This is a genomic window from Luteimonas sp. A277 (genome assembly GCF_054052045.1).
This window is the reverse complement of the sequence record NZ_JBSVRG010000001.1, coordinates 74,160-89,787: the sequence shown is the minus strand read 5'-3', so window position 1 is coordinate 89,787 and position 15,628 is coordinate 74,160. Positions and strand designations below refer to the sequence as shown.

General features: G+C 66.6%; 13 protein-coding genes and 3 tRNA genes. 9 read left to right on the top strand and 7 right to left on the bottom strand.

The window, feature by feature from the left end; translation table 11 throughout:
* Positions 1-20: 20 nt before the first annotated feature.
* The 3 genes from ACW7G2_RS00400 to ACW7G2_RS00390 form a co-directional block, all read right to left on the bottom strand.
* A tRNA-His gene (locus ACW7G2_RS00400) sits at positions 21-97 on the bottom strand.
* Positions 98-138: 41 nt separating this feature from the next.
* Positions 139-215: transfer RNA gene (locus tag ACW7G2_RS00395), tRNA-Arg, on the bottom strand.
* 43 nt (positions 216-258) lie between these two features.
* Positions 259-335 (bottom strand) — tRNA-Pro (locus tag ACW7G2_RS00390).
* 197 nt (positions 336-532) lie between these two features.
* On the opposite strand from ACW7G2_RS00390, the gene ACW7G2_RS00385 reads away from it, so the two are divergent.
* The gene (locus ACW7G2_RS00385) at positions 533-1,294 is read left to right on the top strand and encodes a Bax inhibitor-1/YccA family protein (protein ID WP_456971598.1); all 762 of its coding nucleotides are present in this window, start codon (positions 533-535) and stop codon (positions 1,292-1,294) included.
* A gap of 180 nt (positions 1,295-1,474) precedes the next feature.
* Here ACW7G2_RS00385 and ACW7G2_RS00380 read toward each other — a convergent pair whose 3' ends face one another.
* From ACW7G2_RS00380 to grxC, 4 genes are all read right to left on the bottom strand, one after another.
* Complete coding sequence (locus ACW7G2_RS00380; RefSeq protein ID WP_456971596.1) at positions 1,475-2,803, bottom strand: Na+/H+ antiporter NhaC family protein; 1,329 nt, start codon at positions 2,801-2,803, stop codon at positions 1,475-1,477.
* Positions 2,804-2,953: 150 nt separating this feature from the next.
* On the bottom strand, positions 2,954-3,961 hold the full coding sequence (locus tag ACW7G2_RS00375; protein WP_456971594.1) for an isocitrate dehydrogenase: 1,008 nt from the start codon (positions 3,959-3,961) through the stop codon (positions 2,954-2,956).
* A gap of 108 nt (positions 3,962-4,069) precedes the next feature.
* Positions 4,070-4,462: a carboxymuconolactone decarboxylase family protein gene (locus ACW7G2_RS00370; RefSeq protein WP_456971592.1), complete on the bottom strand. Its 393-nt coding sequence runs from the start codon at positions 4,460-4,462 to the stop codon at positions 4,070-4,072.
* Positions 4,459-4,758 carry a glutaredoxin 3 gene (gene grxC / locus ACW7G2_RS00365; protein ID WP_456971590.1) on the bottom strand — a complete coding sequence of 100 codons (300 nt, stop codon included), beginning with the start codon at positions 4,756-4,758 and terminating at the stop codon, positions 4,459-4,461. Before grxC ends, ACW7G2_RS00370 begins: the two co-directional genes overlap by 4 nt.
* A gap of 207 nt (positions 4,759-4,965) precedes the next feature.
* Between grxC and ACW7G2_RS00360 the strand changes: the two genes are divergently transcribed.
* The 8 genes from ACW7G2_RS00360 to ACW7G2_RS00325 all read left to right on the top strand — a co-directional run bounded on the left by ACW7G2_RS00360 (position 4,966) and on the right by ACW7G2_RS00325 (position 15,559).
* Positions 4,966-6,612, top strand: coding sequence for a M48 family metalloprotease (locus tag ACW7G2_RS00360; protein WP_456971588.1), 1,647 nt, complete (start codon positions 4,966-4,968; stop codon positions 6,610-6,612).
* 86 nt (positions 6,613-6,698) lie between these two features.
* Complete coding sequence (gene phoB, locus ACW7G2_RS00355; protein WP_456971586.1) at positions 6,699-7,388, top strand: phosphate regulon transcriptional regulator PhoB; 690 nt, start codon at positions 6,699-6,701, stop codon at positions 7,386-7,388.
* Between the two features lie 30 nt (positions 7,389-7,418).
* Positions 7,419-8,744: a phosphate regulon sensor histidine kinase PhoR gene (phoR, locus tag ACW7G2_RS00350; RefSeq protein WP_456972204.1), complete on the top strand. Its 1,326-nt coding sequence runs from the start codon at positions 7,419-7,421 to the stop codon at positions 8,742-8,744.
* The gene (gene ppk1 / locus ACW7G2_RS00345) at positions 8,741-10,897 is read left to right on the top strand and encodes a polyphosphate kinase 1 (protein WP_456971584.1); all 2,157 of its coding nucleotides are present in this window, start codon (positions 8,741-8,743) and stop codon (positions 10,895-10,897) included. The genes phoR and ppk1 overlap by 4 nt, the downstream gene beginning before the upstream one ends.
* 20 nt (positions 10,898-10,917) lie before the next feature.
* Entirely contained in the window at positions 10,918-12,432 is a 1,515-nt protein-coding gene (locus ACW7G2_RS00340; RefSeq protein WP_456972202.1) for a Ppx/GppA phosphatase family protein, read from the top strand.
* Between the two features lie 87 nt (positions 12,433-12,519).
* Positions 12,520-12,996 carry an NDR1/HIN1-like protein gene (locus ACW7G2_RS00335; RefSeq protein WP_456971582.1) on the top strand — a complete coding sequence of 159 codons (477 nt, stop codon included), beginning with the start codon at positions 12,520-12,522 and terminating at the stop codon, positions 12,994-12,996.
* A 50-nt stretch (positions 12,997-13,046) separates the two neighbouring features.
* Positions 13,047-14,831 carry an acyl-CoA dehydrogenase C-terminal domain-containing protein gene (locus ACW7G2_RS00330; RefSeq protein WP_456971580.1) on the top strand — a complete coding sequence of 595 codons (1,785 nt, stop codon included), beginning with the start codon at positions 13,047-13,049 and terminating at the stop codon, positions 14,829-14,831.
* A 44-nt stretch (positions 14,832-14,875) separates the two neighbouring features.
* Positions 14,876-15,559, top strand: a complete 684-nt coding sequence (locus ACW7G2_RS00325; RefSeq protein ID WP_456971578.1) for an HNH endonuclease — start codon at positions 14,876-14,878, stop codon at positions 15,557-15,559.
* Positions 15,560-15,628: the final 69 nt, after the last annotated feature.

The following is a 15,628-nucleotide window of genomic DNA, read 5'->3' as shown; positions in this document are numbered from 1 at the left end:
ACACCGATGCCATGAAAAACTGGGGTGGCTGAGGGGATTCGAACCCCCGACCCCCGGAATCACAATCCGGTGCTCTAACCATCTGAGCTACAGCCACCACATCTGAAACACTTTACGAACCGCTTCGCGCCGCTGGATTGGCGCGCCCGGCAGGACTCGAACCTGCAACCACCGGCTTAGAAGGCCGGTGCTCTATCCGGTTGAGCTACGGGCGCCCGCGCCGGAATTGTCGCATCGACTCCCGTCCGTGGCGACCGGTGGTCGGGGTAGAGGGATTCGAACCCCCGACATCCTGCTCCCAAAGCAGGCGCGCTACCAGACTGCGCTATACCCCGGCGATGCCGAACGGTCCATTCCTGAATGTGCCGGCGACTTGCATCGTCGGCTCGGGAACCGCGTATTGTCCGGGGCGTGCGGGCCGGTGTCAATCAAGTTCCCGCCCTGTCCTGTTATGGGCGCCGCCATCAGGAATCCACCCCTTCACGTGTATCCTCTGCGCCAGCATCCATTCGAACAAATCAAAGAGGTATCCATGCGTAGCGGAAATCCCGCCCTCAAGGAATCCACATTCCTGGACCTGGGCAGCGGCACTGTCGTATCCCGTCCTGACCAGGTGATGACCCTCAACGGCACCGCCAACAAGACCGGCCTGCTGTTGCTGCTCGCCCTGCTCACCGCTGCCTGGGCATGGAGCCAGGCGTTGACCCCGACCGGCGAGCCCGCTCCGGGTCTCGGACTGTACATGTGGGGCGGCCTCATCGGCGGCTTCGTGCTGGCCCTGGTCACGGTGTTCAAGAAGGAATGGGCGCCGGTCACCGCGCCGCTGTACGCACTGGTCGAGGGCTTTTTCCTCGGCGCGATCTCGGCGATGTTCAACCACATGTACGAAGGCATTGTGATGCAGGCGGTGATGCTCACCTTCGCCACCCTGTTCGTCATGCTCTTCGCCTACCGCTCGGGGCTGATCAAGCCCACCGAGAAGTTCAAGATGGGCGTGGTGGCGGCCACCGGCGGGATCATGCTGGTGTACCTGGCCTCGATCGTGCTGGGCCTGTTCGGCATCAACATTCCGATGATCCACGAGTCGGGACTGATCGGGATCGGCTTCAGCCTGTTCGTGGTGGTGATCGCGGCTCTGAACCTGGTGCTGGACTTCGACCTGATCGAAACCGGGGTGGAACGCGGCGCGCCCAAATACATGGAGTGGTACGGCGCCTTCGCCCTGATGGTCACCCTGGTGTGGCTGTACATCGAGTTCCTGCGCCTGCTGGCCAAGCTGAACTCACGCAACTGACGGACTTCGCAGGCTTCATGAAAAAAGGGCGCCCCGGTGGCGCCCTTTTTTCGTCGCCGCACGGTAGGAGCGCGCCACCGCGTGACGTTGAGCGCCGCGGTGGCGCGCCGGTCCCGGCGTAGCGTCCGAAGCTTCTTCTTGCCGATAGGATTCACGCGGCTTCGCGCGCGTGGCGCGCTCCTACGGGATGCCGCGCTCCTGTGGAGTGGGGGCCGGCTTCGTCGGCCATAGCATGAATCCGATCGCCACCACCGCGAGGATCCAGCAGTAATAGACCTTCCCGGCCAGCGCCAGCGGCGAGACCGCCGCCAGCGAGGCCGCCAGCAGGATCTGCGCGCCGTACGGCAACACCCCCTGCATCACGCAGGCAAAGATATCCAGCACGCTCGCCGAGCGACGTGGGCTGATCCCGTGCTGCTCGGCGATATCCTTCGCAACGCTGCCGCTGATCAGGATCGCCACGGTGTTGTTGGCGGTGAACGCATCGGTGGTGGCCGACAGCGCCGCGATGCTGAACTCCCCCGTCCGCCGGCCGCGATGGCCGCGGGCGATGCGCGAGATCATCTGCGTCAGCCAGGCCAGCCCGCCGCTGGCTTTCATCAACGCGCTCAACCCGCCGATCAGCAGCGACAGCAGCAGGATCTCCACCATGCTGTCAAAGCCCATCCAGATATCGCCCACGTAGGCCACCGCGTCGTAGCCATCTCCCAGCACCAGCCCGAACACGCCTGCCAGCGCCAGGCCGATCGCCAGCACCACGAGCACGTCCAGGCCGGCCACCGCCAGCACCAGCACCACCAGATAAGGCAGCGCCAACCATGGCGAAATCCCCGCGCCCACATGCTCCACCGGAGCCGCATCCCCCATGAACAGCAGCAGGCCCATGGTGGCCAGCGCAGCTGGCATCGCGATCCGGAAGTTCTCCCGGAACTTGTCGCGCATCTGTGCACCCTGGGTGCGGGTCGCGGCGATGGTGGTATCCGAGATCACCGACAGGTTGTCCCCGAACATCGCCCCTCCGATCACCGCACCCACGACCAGCGCCCGATCGAACCCCGCAGCATCGGCCACGCCCAGTGCAATGGGCACCACCGCTGCGACGGTGCCCATCGAGGAGCCGATTGCAAGGGAGATGAAGCAGGCCAGCAGGAACAGGCCAGGCATGACCAGCGAAGCCGGCAATGCCCCCAGACCGAGCGCCACGACCGCATCCACCGCACCAATCGCATTGGATACATAGGCAAACGCCCCTGCCAGCAGGTAGATCAGGCACATCAGCACGATGTTGGAATCGCCCATGCCTTGCAGCAGCACTTCCACCGCCTTGATCCCGCGGAAGTGCGCCAGGCAGGCGGCCAGCGCCAGCGCCGGCAGGATCGCCACCGGCGCACGCAGCTGGTAGAAGCCCATCGGCTCGCCCTGGGCGGTGAAGTACAGGCCGGCTCCGAAAAACAGGGCCAGAAACAGCAGCAGCGGCGTGAGCGCCAGCGCGCTTGCGCGGGTGGTCATGGACAGGCGTTCCCCAAAGCGAAGGCACCGATTGTGATCGGCTTGGCCGCGCGCGTCACTGACCGCGCCGGGACACTCGCGTGCGAAAAATGGAACGTCGCCCCAACCGTGCCGGAGCGCAGCAGGCGTTCCGGCACGGCAGCATCAGGCTCAGAGCCGGCTGACGATGGCCTTGGCGTAGCCCATGGTGGTGCCGGTGCCGCCCAGGTCCGCGGTCAGCGAATCCTTGGCCTGCAGGGTGGCCACCATGGCCTGGCGCAGGCGCTCGGCCTGGTCGGGCATGCCCAGATGGTCAAGCATCTGTGCTGCGCCCAGCAGCAGCGCGCCCGGGTTGGCCTTGCCCTGCCCGGCGATGTCCGGGGCGGTGCCGTGCACGGCCTCGAAAATGGCAACCTCATGGCCGATGTTCGCGCCCGGGGTCAGGCCCAGGCCACCGATCAGACCGGCACACAGGTCGGAAACGATGTCGCCGAACAGGTTGGTGGTGACGATGACGTCGAACTGCTCCGGGCGCATCACCAGCTGCATGCAGGCGTTGTCGACGATCATCTCGCTGCACTCGATGTCCGGGTACTCGGCGGCCACCTCGCGCGCCACCTTCAGGAACAGGCCCGAAGTGGTCTTGAGGATGTTGGCCTTGTGCACCACGGTGACCTTCTTGCGGCCGGTGCTGCGGGCCAGTTCAAAGGCGTAGCGGACGATGCGGTCGGAACCCTTGCGGGTGACCTTCGAGGTCAGGGTCGCGGTCTCGCCGTCCTCGGTGATCTGCTGGCCTTCACCGATGTAGGCGCCTTCGGTGTTCTCACGCACGGTGATCAGATCAACCTCACCCGGGAAGCGGGCAAGGGTATTGGGGTAGCTCTTGGCCGGACGCACGTTGGCGTACAGGTCGAAATGGCGGCGCAGGGCGACGTTGATCGAGCTGAAGCCCTCGCCGACCGGCGTGGTCAGCGGGCTCTTGAGCGCAACCTTGTTGCGCTGGATCGACTCCAGGGTGGCCGCAGGCAGCAGTTCGCCGTGCTTTTCCATCGCGGCCAAGCCGGCGTCGGCCTCTTCATAGCTCAGGCCGAGATCCATCGCGTCGAGCACAAACAAGGTGGCATCCATGATTTCCGGGCCGATGCCGTCGCCGCGGATCACCGTGATTTTCTGGGACATTGGGGGGGATTTCCGTGCAGAAAGGCACCGCAGCGAGCCCACGGCGCGTGATTGAAAGTGAGCCGCCAATTATGCCGGAACGCCCGGACGCCTGCAGTGCGGGCCGGCTCAGTCGTGCGAATGTCCCGCAGGAGCCTCCGCCTCACCGCGTTCCAGCTGGTCAAGGAAGTCCACCGCGCGCCGCAGGTGCGGGATCACGATGGAGCCACCCACCACCAGGCCGATCGAGAAGGTTTCGAACAGCTCCTGGCGGGTGGCGCCAGCACCACGGCACTGGGCCACGTGATAGCTGATGCAGTCATCGCAGCGCAGCACCAGCGAAGCCACCAGGCCCAGCAGCTCCTTGGTCTTCACATCCAGCGCGCCGTCGGCATAGGCCTGGGTGTCCAGGGCGAAGAACCGGCGCACCACCTGGTTGGGCTCGTCCAGGATGCGCTTGTTCATGCGCTCACGGAAGGCGGTGAACTCGGCGACGCGGTCGCCCTCGGTCTCCGCGCTCATGCACCGTCCTGCGGCACATCGCCGGACAGCAGCGCGTCCAGCTTGCCGGCGCGGTGCAGCGCAATCATGTCGTCATAGCCGCCCACGTGGGCCTGGCCGAAAAAGATCTGCGGCACCGAGGTACGACCGGTCCGTTCGACCATGCGCTCGCGCTCGGCCGGGTCCTGGTCGATCCGCACCTCGGTCCACTCAAGGCCGCGTCCCTTGAGGAACTGCTTGGCCGCATTGCAGTAGGCGCAGATGGCGCTGGTATAGAGGGTGATGGGGGGCTGGGCGGCGGTCTGGGCGTTGTCCAAGGCAGGCTCCGGAAACTTGATACGGCGAAAGATGTCCAAAGTGTGGGTATGACCGGACGGTTTTTCCAGTGCGGGCTCGTACACTGCCGGCGCAGAGCCCCTCGCCGCGCCCTTGCAGATGAAGATTAACGGGTGATTCACTCGCTGCCCGGCCACGGGCGTCATCCTCCCTCAGTACCTTGAACCCCGGATCCGATTCGAACATAGATGCGCGCTTTCCTGATCGCCACCCTCCTCACCCTGGTCTTCGCCGGCAGCCATGCCGCGGCGCAGGACAACAGGCTGCCTGATATCGGCTCCTCGGCCGGCACGGTGCTCAGCCCCTCGCAGCAGGAGGAATATGGCGAAATGCTGCTGGCCCAGCTGCGCCACTACGACATGGTGCTGGAGGACCCGCTGGTCGATCACTGGCTGCGCACCACCGGCAACCGCCTGGCTTCGGCCAGCGACCAGCCGCGCCAGTCGTTCACCTTCTTCATGATGCGCGACCGCTCGATCAACGCCTTCGCCACCCTGGGCGGCTATATCGGCGTCAACGTCGGGCTGGTACTCACCGCGGAAACCGAAGATGAAGTGGCCGCGGTGATGTCGCACGAGATCGTCCACGTCACCCAGAACCACGTCCTGCGCAGCGTTGAGCGCGCGCAGCGCGACAGCATGCCGATGCTGTTGGCGATGCTTGGGGCGATTGCGCTGGCCGCCAGCACCGACAGCAGCTCTTCGGGCGATGCCGGCATGGCGGCGATCGCCTCGATCCAGGGCCTGGCCCTGCAGCGGCAGATCGATTACACCCGCTCCAACGAATCCGAAGCCGATCGCATCGGCATGCGCACCCTGGCCCGCAGCGGTTACGACGTGGACTCCATGGCCACCATGTTCGAGCGCATGCAGGCCGTTTCGCGCGTCAACCAGGGCACCGAACGCGAGCGCCTGCCGGACTACCTGCGTACCCACCCGGTCACCACCACCCGTATCGCCGAAGCGCGCCAGCGCGCGGAACAGTACGCAGGCCGCGGCAGCGTGGTGGCCACCACCTCCACGCCGGATGCGGTACTGACCGAACGCATCCGGATTCCCAGCGGCGACGTCACTGCGCCGGCGCCAGGACGTCCCAGCAATCCCCTGCTGCCAGGCAACATGCAGCTGCCCGCACTGCACCTGGGTGCGGCGGACCCGGTCATCTTCGGCTGGGCACGCGAGCGCATGCGCGTACTCAGTGCCAACACCATCCGCCAGGCCATTACCGAATATGAGGCTATGCGCCGCGCCGAGCCGCTCACCGACGCCCAGCGCTACGGCCTGGCCCTGGCGCGCATGCGCGCGGGCGAGGCCGCTCGCGCTGCCACCGAGTTCGCTGCCCTGCTGCAGGATCACCCGGGTGATCGCTGGCTGTCCCTTGGCTTGGCCGAGGCGCTGGCCAAATCGGGGCGTCTGGACGAAGCCGACGAGCGCTTTGAAAACATGGTCCGGCGCCTGCCCAACGACCGTGCCGTGGCCCTGGCCTATGCCGCCGTGCTGGTGGAGCGCGATACCCCGGAGGCCGGCGTCCGCGCCCAGGCGCTGTTGCGGCCCCTGCTGCGCTCGGCCGCGGACGATCCGGTGTTCCAGCGTACTTTCGCCCGCATCAGTGAGATCGCCGGCGATATGGTCCGGGCTGGCGAAGCCTGGGCCGAAGCCGCCTACCTGAGCGGCCGCGCCGAGCAGGCACTGGTCCAGCTCAACAACCTGCGCCAGCGCGATGACCTGGACTACTACGCACGGGCCCGGATCGACGCACGGATCGCCGCCATCACGCCGACGGTACTGGAACTGCAGCGCCAGGGGATTCGCGACGACGACCTGCGCCGCCGCTGATCCTCTGGACCCCAATGTCATGATGCGGTCACAAATCTGTCGTCTAATCCAGACTACGGTCAAGCAGGCAGGTTGTGACAAAACACATGCAGAAACGGATCCTGATCGTCGACGACGAGCCCGCCATCCGCGAGATGGTGGCTTTCGCTTTGCGCAAAGGCGAATACGAGCCGGTCCATGCGGGTGACGCCCGCCAGGCGCAGTCCGCAATCGCCGACAAGGTCCCCGACCTGATCCTGCTTGACTGGATGCTGCCCGGCACCAGCGGCCTTGAGCTGGCCCGGCGCTGGCGCCGCGACGAGCTGACCCGGGAGGTGCCCATCATCATGCTCACTGCCCGCGGTGAGGAAGACGACCGGGTTGGCGGACTGGAAGCCGGCGTGGACGACTATGTGGTCAAGCCTTTCTCCGCCCGCGAGCTGCTGGCCCGGATCCGCGCGGTCATGCGCCGCTCGCGCGAAGACGACGAGGATGGCAGCGTCAGCCTGGGCGGCCTGCGTATCGATGGCGCTGCCCACCGGGTATTTGCCAACGAGGAGCCGATCAACATCGGCCCTACGGAATTCCGCCTGCTGCACTTCTTCATGACCCACCCCGAGCGGGTCTACTCGCGCGCGCAGCTGCTTGATCACGTCTGGGGTGGCAGCGTGTACGTTGAGGAGCGCACCGTCGACGTGCATATCCGCCGCCTGCGCAAGACCCTGGAGCCGAGCGGCCTGTCGGGCATGGTGCAGACCGTGCGAGGCGCCGGTTACCGCTTCTCGACCGCTGTGTGATTCACCGCCTGGGCGCCTAGACTGATGGAGATGTCCGCCCATGCGCACCCTCCCTTGAGCAGGACCCTGGCCCGGCCGCTGGTCGTGCTGGCCGTTGCGTTGGCCCTGGGCCTTGTGCTCGGCCATCCCTGGCCGGCGCTGGCGATTGCCGCGCTGGGCCTGCTGGCCTGGCAGCAGCTGCGGTTGCGGCGGCTGGTGCGGCGCCTGGCTTCCCGCCAGCGCGTGGCCCTGGACCACGGCACCGACGCGTGGAGCGACCTGCAGCAGCTGCTGCACCGCAACCAGGATGAACAGCGCCATCGCGCCCAGCGGCTGGTGGAAATGCTGCGCGCCTACCGCGCCGCCGCGGCCGCCCTGCCCGACGCGGTGGTGGTGCTGGAGCGCAACACCCAGCGCGTGCAGTGGTTCAACGAAGCCGCCAGCGACCTGCTCGGCCTGCACTATCCCGAAGACATCCAGGCGCCACTCGGGGAACGCTTGCGGCCGCTGCCAATCGCCCACTGGCTGGCGGCCGGCCGCAACGCCGAGCCGTTGCTCGACGCGCCCTCCCCGGTCAGCCCTGGCATACGCCTGAGCCTGCGCCTGATCCCCTATTCCGACGAGCTGTGGCTGCTGGTGGCGCGCGACGTGACCAAGCTGATGCATCTGGAACACATCCGCCGCGACTTCGTGGCCAACGTTTCCCACGAACTGCGCACGCCACTGACCGTCATCCACGGCTACCTGGAGATGCTCGACCCTTCCGAACAGCCGGAGTGGGCGCCCATCCTGGTCGAGATGCAGCGCCAGTCGCAGCGCATGACCCAGCTGGTGGAAGACCTGCTCACCCTGTCGCGGCTCGAGTCACAGGACTCGATCAACGATGAGGTGGTTGCGCTGGATTCAACCCTGGCCACCCTGCGGCGCGAAGCCGAGGCACTCGGCAAGGGCCGGCACGTGATCAGCGTTGAAGACCGCGCGGGCGTGGACCTGCTCGGTTCACCGCGTGAGCTTCACAGCGCGTTCTCCAATCTGGTGTCCAACGCGGTGCGCTATACGCCTGCGGACGGGAGCATTTCGATCGTCATTGACCTGGATGAGGAAGGCGGGGTGATGCTGTCGGTGCGCGACAGCGGCTACGGCATCCCCGAATCACACCTGGAACGCCTGACCGAGCGCTTCTACCGTGTGTCCAGCAGTCGCTCGCGCGACCTGGGCGGCACCGGCCTGGGCCTGGCGATCGTCAAACACGTATTGCAGCTGCATCAGGCCCGGCTCGAGATCTCCAGCGAAGTCGGACAGGGCAGCCTGTTCACCTGCCGCTTCCCCGCGGGGCGCACCCTGCAGCGGACGGCGCCCGAGGATATCGACCCATGACTCCGCGCAACCCTGCATCCCGGCGCAAGGGCACGGCGTCGGCCCGTGACCCGGGGCGACGATCCGCACAGCCCGCCCAGGGGCCGGTCACCGAAGAGCAGGATCCGCTGGCCGATCCCGCGCTGTACCTGAATCGCGAACTGGCGCAGCTGGATTTCAACTTCCGGGTCCTGGCCCAGGCGCAGGACGAAAGCGTGCCGCTGCTGGAGCGGCTGCGTTTCCTGTGCATCTCCTGCACCAACCTGGACGAGTTCTTTGAAATCCGTGCCGCTGCCGTGCGTCACGCCGGCGAGCTTGGCCTGCCGGCGGGCACCGACGGCCTCGCCCCGGCCAATGCGCTGCGCCGCATCCATGAGCGCGCCTCGGAGCTGGTAGACGAACAATACGCATGCTGGAACGACGAGCTGCGCCCTGCGCTGACGGACGTGGGCGTGCGCATCATCGCCCGCAGTGAGTGGAACGCGCGCCACAGGCGCTGGCTGGCGGCGTACTTCCACAGCGAGATCATGCCCGTGCTCTCGCCGCTGGGGCTGGATCCAGCGCACCCCTTTCCGCGCATCCTCAACAAGTCGCTGAACGTGGTGGTCGTGCTGAAAGGCAAGGACGCGTTCGGCCGCATCGGCAACCTGGCCATCGTGCGCGCGCCGCGGTCACTGCCGCGCATCATCAAGCTGCCACCGCGTGTTTCGGGCGGTGAAGACGACTTCGTATTCCTGTCAGCGGTGCTGTCCGAGTTCGTCCACCACCTGTTTCCCGGCATGGAAGTCAAGGGTGCCTACCAGTTCCGGGTGACCCGCAACTCCGAGCTGATCATGGACGAGGACGAGGTGGAAAACCTCGCCCTGGCCCTGCGCGAGGAGCTGGCCGGCCGCGGCTACCAGCGACCCATGCGGCTGGAAATCGCCTCCGACTGCCCGCGACCGATCGTGCGCATCCTGCTGGAGAACTTCGGCCTGCCGGACAATGCGGTGTACCGCATCAAGGGCCCGGTCAACCTGAGCCGCGTGGTGCAGGTGTATGACCTGGTGCAGCGCCCGGAACTGAAGTATCCGGCGTTCCAGCCGCGCCAGCTGCCAGGCAGCGACGCCATGTTCGACCTGATCGCCGACGAGGACGTGCTGCTCCACCACCCGTTCGACAGCTTCAATCCGGTGCTGGAACTGATCAAACAGGCGGCCGAAGATCCGAACGTGCTGGCGATCAAGCAGACCCTTTACCGCACCGGCAAGGATTCTCCGATTGTCGAACACCTGGTCCAGGCTGCTCGCAACGGCAAGGACGTGACCGTGGTGGTGGAGCTGCTGGCGCGCTTTGATGAAGAAGCCAACCTGGGCCTGGCCGGACGCCTGCAGGAGGCCGGCGTACAGGTGGTCTACGGCGTGGTCGGCTTCAAGACCCACGCCAAGATGCTGCTGATCGTGCGCCGGGAAGGCCGCAAACTGCGCCGTTACGTGCATCTTGGCACCGGCAACTATCACCCGGCCAACGCCCGCGGCTATACCGACCTGGGGCTGATGACCGACCACCCCGGCATCGGCAGTGACGTGCATCAGATCTTCATGCAGCTGTCGGGGCTGGCACCTGCGATCGAGCTGCAGCACATGCTGCAATCGCCCTTCACCCTGCATCCCGGGGTACTGGACCGGATCGGGCGTGAAACGGAACATGCGCGTGCCGGCAGGCCTGCCCGCATCATCGCCAAGATGAACGCCCTCAACGAGCCGCGCGTGATCCGGGCGCTGTATGCCGCTTCGCAGGCGGGCGTACGGATCACCCTGATGGTACGCGGAGCCTGCACCCTGCGTCCCGGCGTGCCCGGCGTCTCCGACAATATCCGGGTGATTTCGATCGTCGGCCGTTTCCTTGAACACCATCGGGCGTACTGGTTTGCCAACGACGGCGACCCGGAGCTGTTCTGCGCCAGCGCCGACTGGCTGGAGCGCAACCTGCTGCGCCGGGTGGAGGCCTGTTTCCCGATCCTCTCTCCAGTCCTGGTGCAAAGGATTCACGAAGAAGTGCTGGACAACTACCTGGCCGACAACCTCGACGCCTGGGAACTGCAGGCCGATGGCAGCTACCGCAGGCTGGAACCGGAAGAAGGAGCCGCGCCCCACTCGGCGCAGATCTGGCTGCTGGAGAAAATCTGCGGATGAAGACCACCCGCTCCCTGGTGCTGCCCGGCGCGATCGCCCAGTCCATCCAGGAGGGCGACACCCTGGCCGCGATCGACATGGGCTCCAACAGCTTCCACATGATCGTGGCGCGGGTCACCCTGGGCCAACTGCGGGTGGTGGACCGCCTGCGCGAAACCGTGCGCCTGGGCGAAGGCCTGTACGGCAAGGGCCGGCTGCAGGTGGACGTGCGCGATCGCGCCCTGACCTGCCTGGAACGCTTCGGCCAGAGGATCCGCCGCGTTCCGCCACACCACGTGCGCGCCCTGGCGACCAACGCGGTGCGCCGCATGGCGGTGCCGCGGGACTTCCTGGTCCCGGCCGAATATGCACTGGGCCATGCGATCGAAGTGATTTCCGGACGCGAGGAAGCCCGCCTGATCTACCAGGGCGTATCCCACGTGCAGCCGCCCAAGCCGGGCGAGCGGCGGATGGTGATCGACATCGGCGGTGGTTCGACCGAGTGCATCATCGGCCGCGGCCTGGAGACGTTGGAGCGCGAGAGCCTGCAGGTCGGATGCATCTCCAGCACCCAGCGGTTCTTCCCCACCGGCAAGCTCACCCGGGAAAAATGGCAGAGCGCATTCAACGAGGTCGCGGCGGAGTTCCAGCAGTTTGCCTCGACCTTCCGCAGCATCGGCTGGCAGGAAACCCTGGGCTCGTCCGGTACCAACAAGGCCATCGGCGGAATATGCGCGGCCATGGGCCTGACCAAGGGCGCGGTGACGGCGGAGGCGCTGCCCGTCGTGCGCGACCGGCTGATCGACGCCGGGCATATCGATGCGCTGGACCTGCCGGGTCTGTCGGAGGATCGCCGCCCGGTCATCGCCGGCGGCCTGCTGGCACTGGAAGCGGCGTTCGCCGTGCTTGGACTGGAGCGCATGGCAATCAGCAAGGCCGCCATGCGCGAGGGCGTGCTGTACGACATGTTGGGCCGCGGCGGTGAACATGATCCACGCGAAGCGGCGATCCAGGCCCTCACCCAGCGTTACGGCATCGACGAAACCCAGGCAGCGCGCGTCCACGCCACTTCGCTGCGGCTATTTGACCAGGTGGCGGAAGAATGGCAGCTGGGCCCGGACGACCGGCTGATGCTGGGATGGGCCGCCCGCCTGCATGAGATCGGCCTGACCATCGCCCACAGCCAGCACCATGTGCACGGGGCCTACATCCTGGCGCACTCGGATATCCCGGGTTTCTCACAGCAGGAGCAGCGCTTCCTGGCGGCCCTGGTACAGAGTCACCGGCGCAAGGTCTCGCGCAGCGCCTTCGATATGCTGCCCGACCGCCTGCTGGATGCCGCGCTCCGCCTGGGCATGTTGCTGCGACTGGCGGCGCTGTTGCACCACTCCGGCGAAGACGAGTCGATGCCGCTGCCCAAGCTCATCGCCAACGGTCCGGCGCTGCGTCTGCAGGTAGACCCGGACTGGCTTGACGCACACCCGCTGCTGCGCGCCGACCTGGAAAGCGAGGCCGAGGACAGCCAGGGTCTGGGGATCGCACTGCGGCTTGTCTGACGCCTTTTCCGGGCGATCCGCCTCACTGATGGCGTCGTAGTATTCTGGCCGCATGCCGTCCGCGCAGCTTCCCGGAGATTACGCCGCATGAAGAAATTTCTGCCCTTCCTGATCCTGTTCACCGCCGCACTGGTGACCGCGTGCAGCACCGGGCCGGCGCGCCGGGTATCCGAACCGGCCGCCCGCATCCAGCAGCTGACCGTCGAAGCCGATGGCAGCTGGTCGATCGACCTGCGGGTGCAGAACTACAGCAGCATCGCCATGCGCTTTGATCACCTGCAGCTTGAAATGCAGGTCAACGGCGAGGCCGCTGGCAGCCTGCAAGCCAGTCCGCAGCTGCAGATCTCGCAGGAGTCGGCGGACGTGATCAGCGTCGACCTGATCCCCTCTGCGCAGGCGCGGCTGCTGCTGGCCGATACGCTGGCCGCGGGGCGTGGAGTGTCCTATTCCCTCCAGGGCAGCGCCAGCGCTGCGCCTGTCGATCGCGGCAGCGTTCGCGAATACCCGATCAAGCGCGAAGGCGTACTGAGTCCGATGCCCGGCCTGCCGGGCGTGCTGCGCTGACGGCGGCTGTCGTCCAGCCTGTTCCCCCCCTTCCCAGCCAACGGAATGCCATGTCCAGCTACAAAGCTCCCCTGACCGATATCCGCTTCGTCCTCCACGATGTGCTCAATGTGGAACCGCTGTTCCAGCGCCTCGGCCTGGGCGATGCGAGCCGCGATGTGGTGGATGCGATCCTCGAGGAAGGCGCGCGCTTCACCGAAGCCGTGCTGGCACCGCTCAACAGCGTGGGCGACGAGATCGGCTGCAGCTTCGACAAGGCCACCGGCGCGGTCACCACCCCGCCCGGCTTCCGCGAGGCCTATGAGCAATACGTCGACGGCGGCTGGCCGGCGCTCAACGCGCCGCCGGAGTTCGGCGGCCAGGGCCTGCCGCACACGTTGGGCATGTCGCTGAAGGAAATGATCGACGCCGCCAACCTGGCCTGGGGCAACTTCCCGCTGCTTTCGCACGGCGCGGTGGAGGCCCTGCTGCACCACGGTGACGACTGGCAGCAGGAAACCTTCCTCAAGCCGCTGGTGGACGGCCGCTGGACCGGCACCATGTGCCTGACCGAGCCGCACTGTGGCACCGATCTGGGCCTGCTCAAGACCCGTGCCGCGCCGAACGCGGACGGCAGCTACCAGATCAACGGCACCAAGATCTTCATCACCGCTGGCGAGCACGATTTCACCGACAACATCGTGCATCTGGTGCTGGCACGCCTGCCCGACGCGCCGGAAGGCTCGCGGGGCATTTCCCTGTTCGTGGTGCCCAAGCGCAAGGTGGACCAGGACGGCAACTCCGGTGAAGCCAACGGTGTGCGTTGCGGCGCGCTCGAACACAAGATGGGAATCCACGGTTCGGCCACCTGCGTGTTGAACCTCGACGACGCTCAGGGCTGGCTGGTGGGCGAACCCAACCGCGGCCTGATGGCGATGTTCACCATGATGAACTCCGCGCGCGTGGCCGTCGGCCTACAGGGCCTGGGCCTGTCGGAACGCGCCTACCAGAACGCCCTGGCCTATGCCCGTGAGCGGCTGCAGATGCGCTCGCTGTCCGGCCCCAAGGCACCGGACAAGCCCGCCGACCCGATCATCGTCCATCCCGACGTGCGCCGCATGCTGCTCACCTGCAAGGCGCTGGTGGAAGGCGGCCGCCTGCTCGGCACCCACGCCGGCACCCTGGTGGACACCATTGCCCACACCAGCGACGCAGCCGAGCGCGAGCAGGCCGACGCCCTGCTCGGCTTCCTCACCCCCATCGTCAAGGGCTGCCTGACCGAGTGGGGGATCGAGTGCACCTACAACGCCCTGCAGTGTTTCGGCGGCCACGGCTACATCGCCGAGCACGGCATGGAACAGCTGGCTCGCGACGCCCGCATCACCACGCTCTATGAAGGCACCACCGGCATCCAGGCGCTGGACCTGATGGGGCGCAAGACCATGCAGCTGGAGGCCGCCGGCCTGCGCCTGTTCCTGGGCATGATCGGTGAGTTCTGCAACGCCCATGCCGACGACGACGCCATGGCCGAGTTCATCGGTCCGCTGCAGGCGGCCGCGACCGAATGGCAGGCGCTCACCGGTGACATCGCCAAGCGTGCCGCCGGCAACCCGGAGGAAATCGGTGCGGCTTCCTGGGATTACCTGTTCTATTCCGGCTACGTGGCCCTGGCGTACTGGTGGGCCCGCAGCGTGGCCTCCGCCCGTGACAGCACCCAGCCCGAAAGCTTCAAGCAGTCCAAGCTGGAAACGGCACGTTTCTACTTCGCCCGGATCCTCCCGCGCACCCGGGCCCACAAGGCCGCGATCGAAAGCGGCGCCGACTCGCTGATGTCATTGGACTCCGTGGCCTTCTGAGCAATACCCACAGCGTCATAAATCGGGTATATGCTGTTTCCTTGATGAAGGACGACAGAGCGAAGCTTCGCCTGCTCCCCGCCGGACCTGGCACACCGGTCGCCAATGCTTCGCCGACAACACCCCTGGGACATCCTCAGATCGCGGCTCGCCCCCTGCCGTTGGGCAGCGTACGCCTGCTATCGCTGGATGCGCATGGCCGCGTACTCGACTGGATCAGCTGGCAGGACGCGGCCTGCCTCTACGCACGCGACGCCGTTACCTGGACCCTGGGTGAGCCCTGCCTGCGGGTGCACGGCGGCATCAACCGGATCACCGGCAGGCGCAGCACCCTGGCGCTGCACCCGATCATCGCCGCACGGGGCCACGCCTCCGGCGCCGCGCTCAACCCCACCCCTGCGCTGACCAACCCGGCCCTGTTCGCCCGCGACCAGCACCTGTGTCTGTACTGCGGCAGCGGTTATGCACGCAGCAAGCTCACCCGGGACCATGTGATCCCCCAATCCCAGGGCGGCCGCGACCTGTGGGAAAACGTGGTCACCGCCTGTTACCACTGCAACTCGCGCAAGGGCGGCCGCACCCCGGCCCAGGCCTCGATGCCGTTGCTGGCCGTGCCCTACCGGCCGAGCTGGATCGAACATCTGATCCTGTCCAACCGCAACATCCTCGCCGACCAGATGGCTTTCCTGAAGTCCCAGCTGCCCAGAAACCCGCGGCAACGGGGCTGATCCAGCCAGCGCACGGAGTCACCGGGTAGCCTGATCGTGAATCCGGCTAAACTCGGGACTTTCATCACG

Bases quoted from the DNA above. Each gene is read 5' to 3' on its own strand.
- ppk1 (WP_456971584.1), top strand. From the start codon at position 8,741: ATGACTCCGCGCAACCCTGCATCCCGGCGCAAGGGCACGGCGTCGGCC.
- ACW7G2_RS00330 (WP_456971580.1), top strand. From the start codon at position 13,047: ATGTCCAGCTACAAAGCTCCCCTGACCGATATCCGCTTCGTCCTCCAC.
- ACW7G2_RS00385 (WP_456971598.1), top strand. From the start codon at position 533: ATGCGTAGCGGAAATCCCGCCCTCAAGGAATCCACATTCCTGGACCTG.
- ACW7G2_RS00375 (WP_456971594.1), bottom strand. From the start codon at position 3,961: ATGTCCCAGAAAATCACGGTGATCCGCGGCGACGGCATCGGCCCGGAA.
- phoB (WP_456971586.1), top strand. From the start codon at position 6,699: ATGCAGAAACGGATCCTGATCGTCGACGACGAGCCCGCCATCCGCGAG.
- phoR (WP_456972204.1), top strand. From the start codon at position 7,419: ATGTCCGCCCATGCGCACCCTCCCTTGAGCAGGACCCTGGCCCGGCCG.
- ACW7G2_RS00325 (WP_456971578.1), top strand. From the start codon at position 14,876: ATGAAGGACGACAGAGCGAAGCTTCGCCTGCTCCCCGCCGGACCTGGC.
- ACW7G2_RS00370 (WP_456971592.1), bottom strand. From the start codon at position 4,462: ATGAGCGCGGAGACCGAGGGCGACCGCGTCGCCGAGTTCACCGCCTTC.
- ACW7G2_RS00335 (WP_456971582.1), top strand. From the start codon at position 12,520: ATGAAGAAATTTCTGCCCTTCCTGATCCTGTTCACCGCCGCACTGGTG.
- ACW7G2_RS00380 (WP_456971596.1), bottom strand. From the start codon at position 2,803: ATGACCACCCGCGCAAGCGCGCTGGCGCTCACGCCGCTGCTGCTGTTT.
- ACW7G2_RS00360 (WP_456971588.1), top strand. From the start codon at position 4,966: ATGCGCGCTTTCCTGATCGCCACCCTCCTCACCCTGGTCTTCGCCGGC.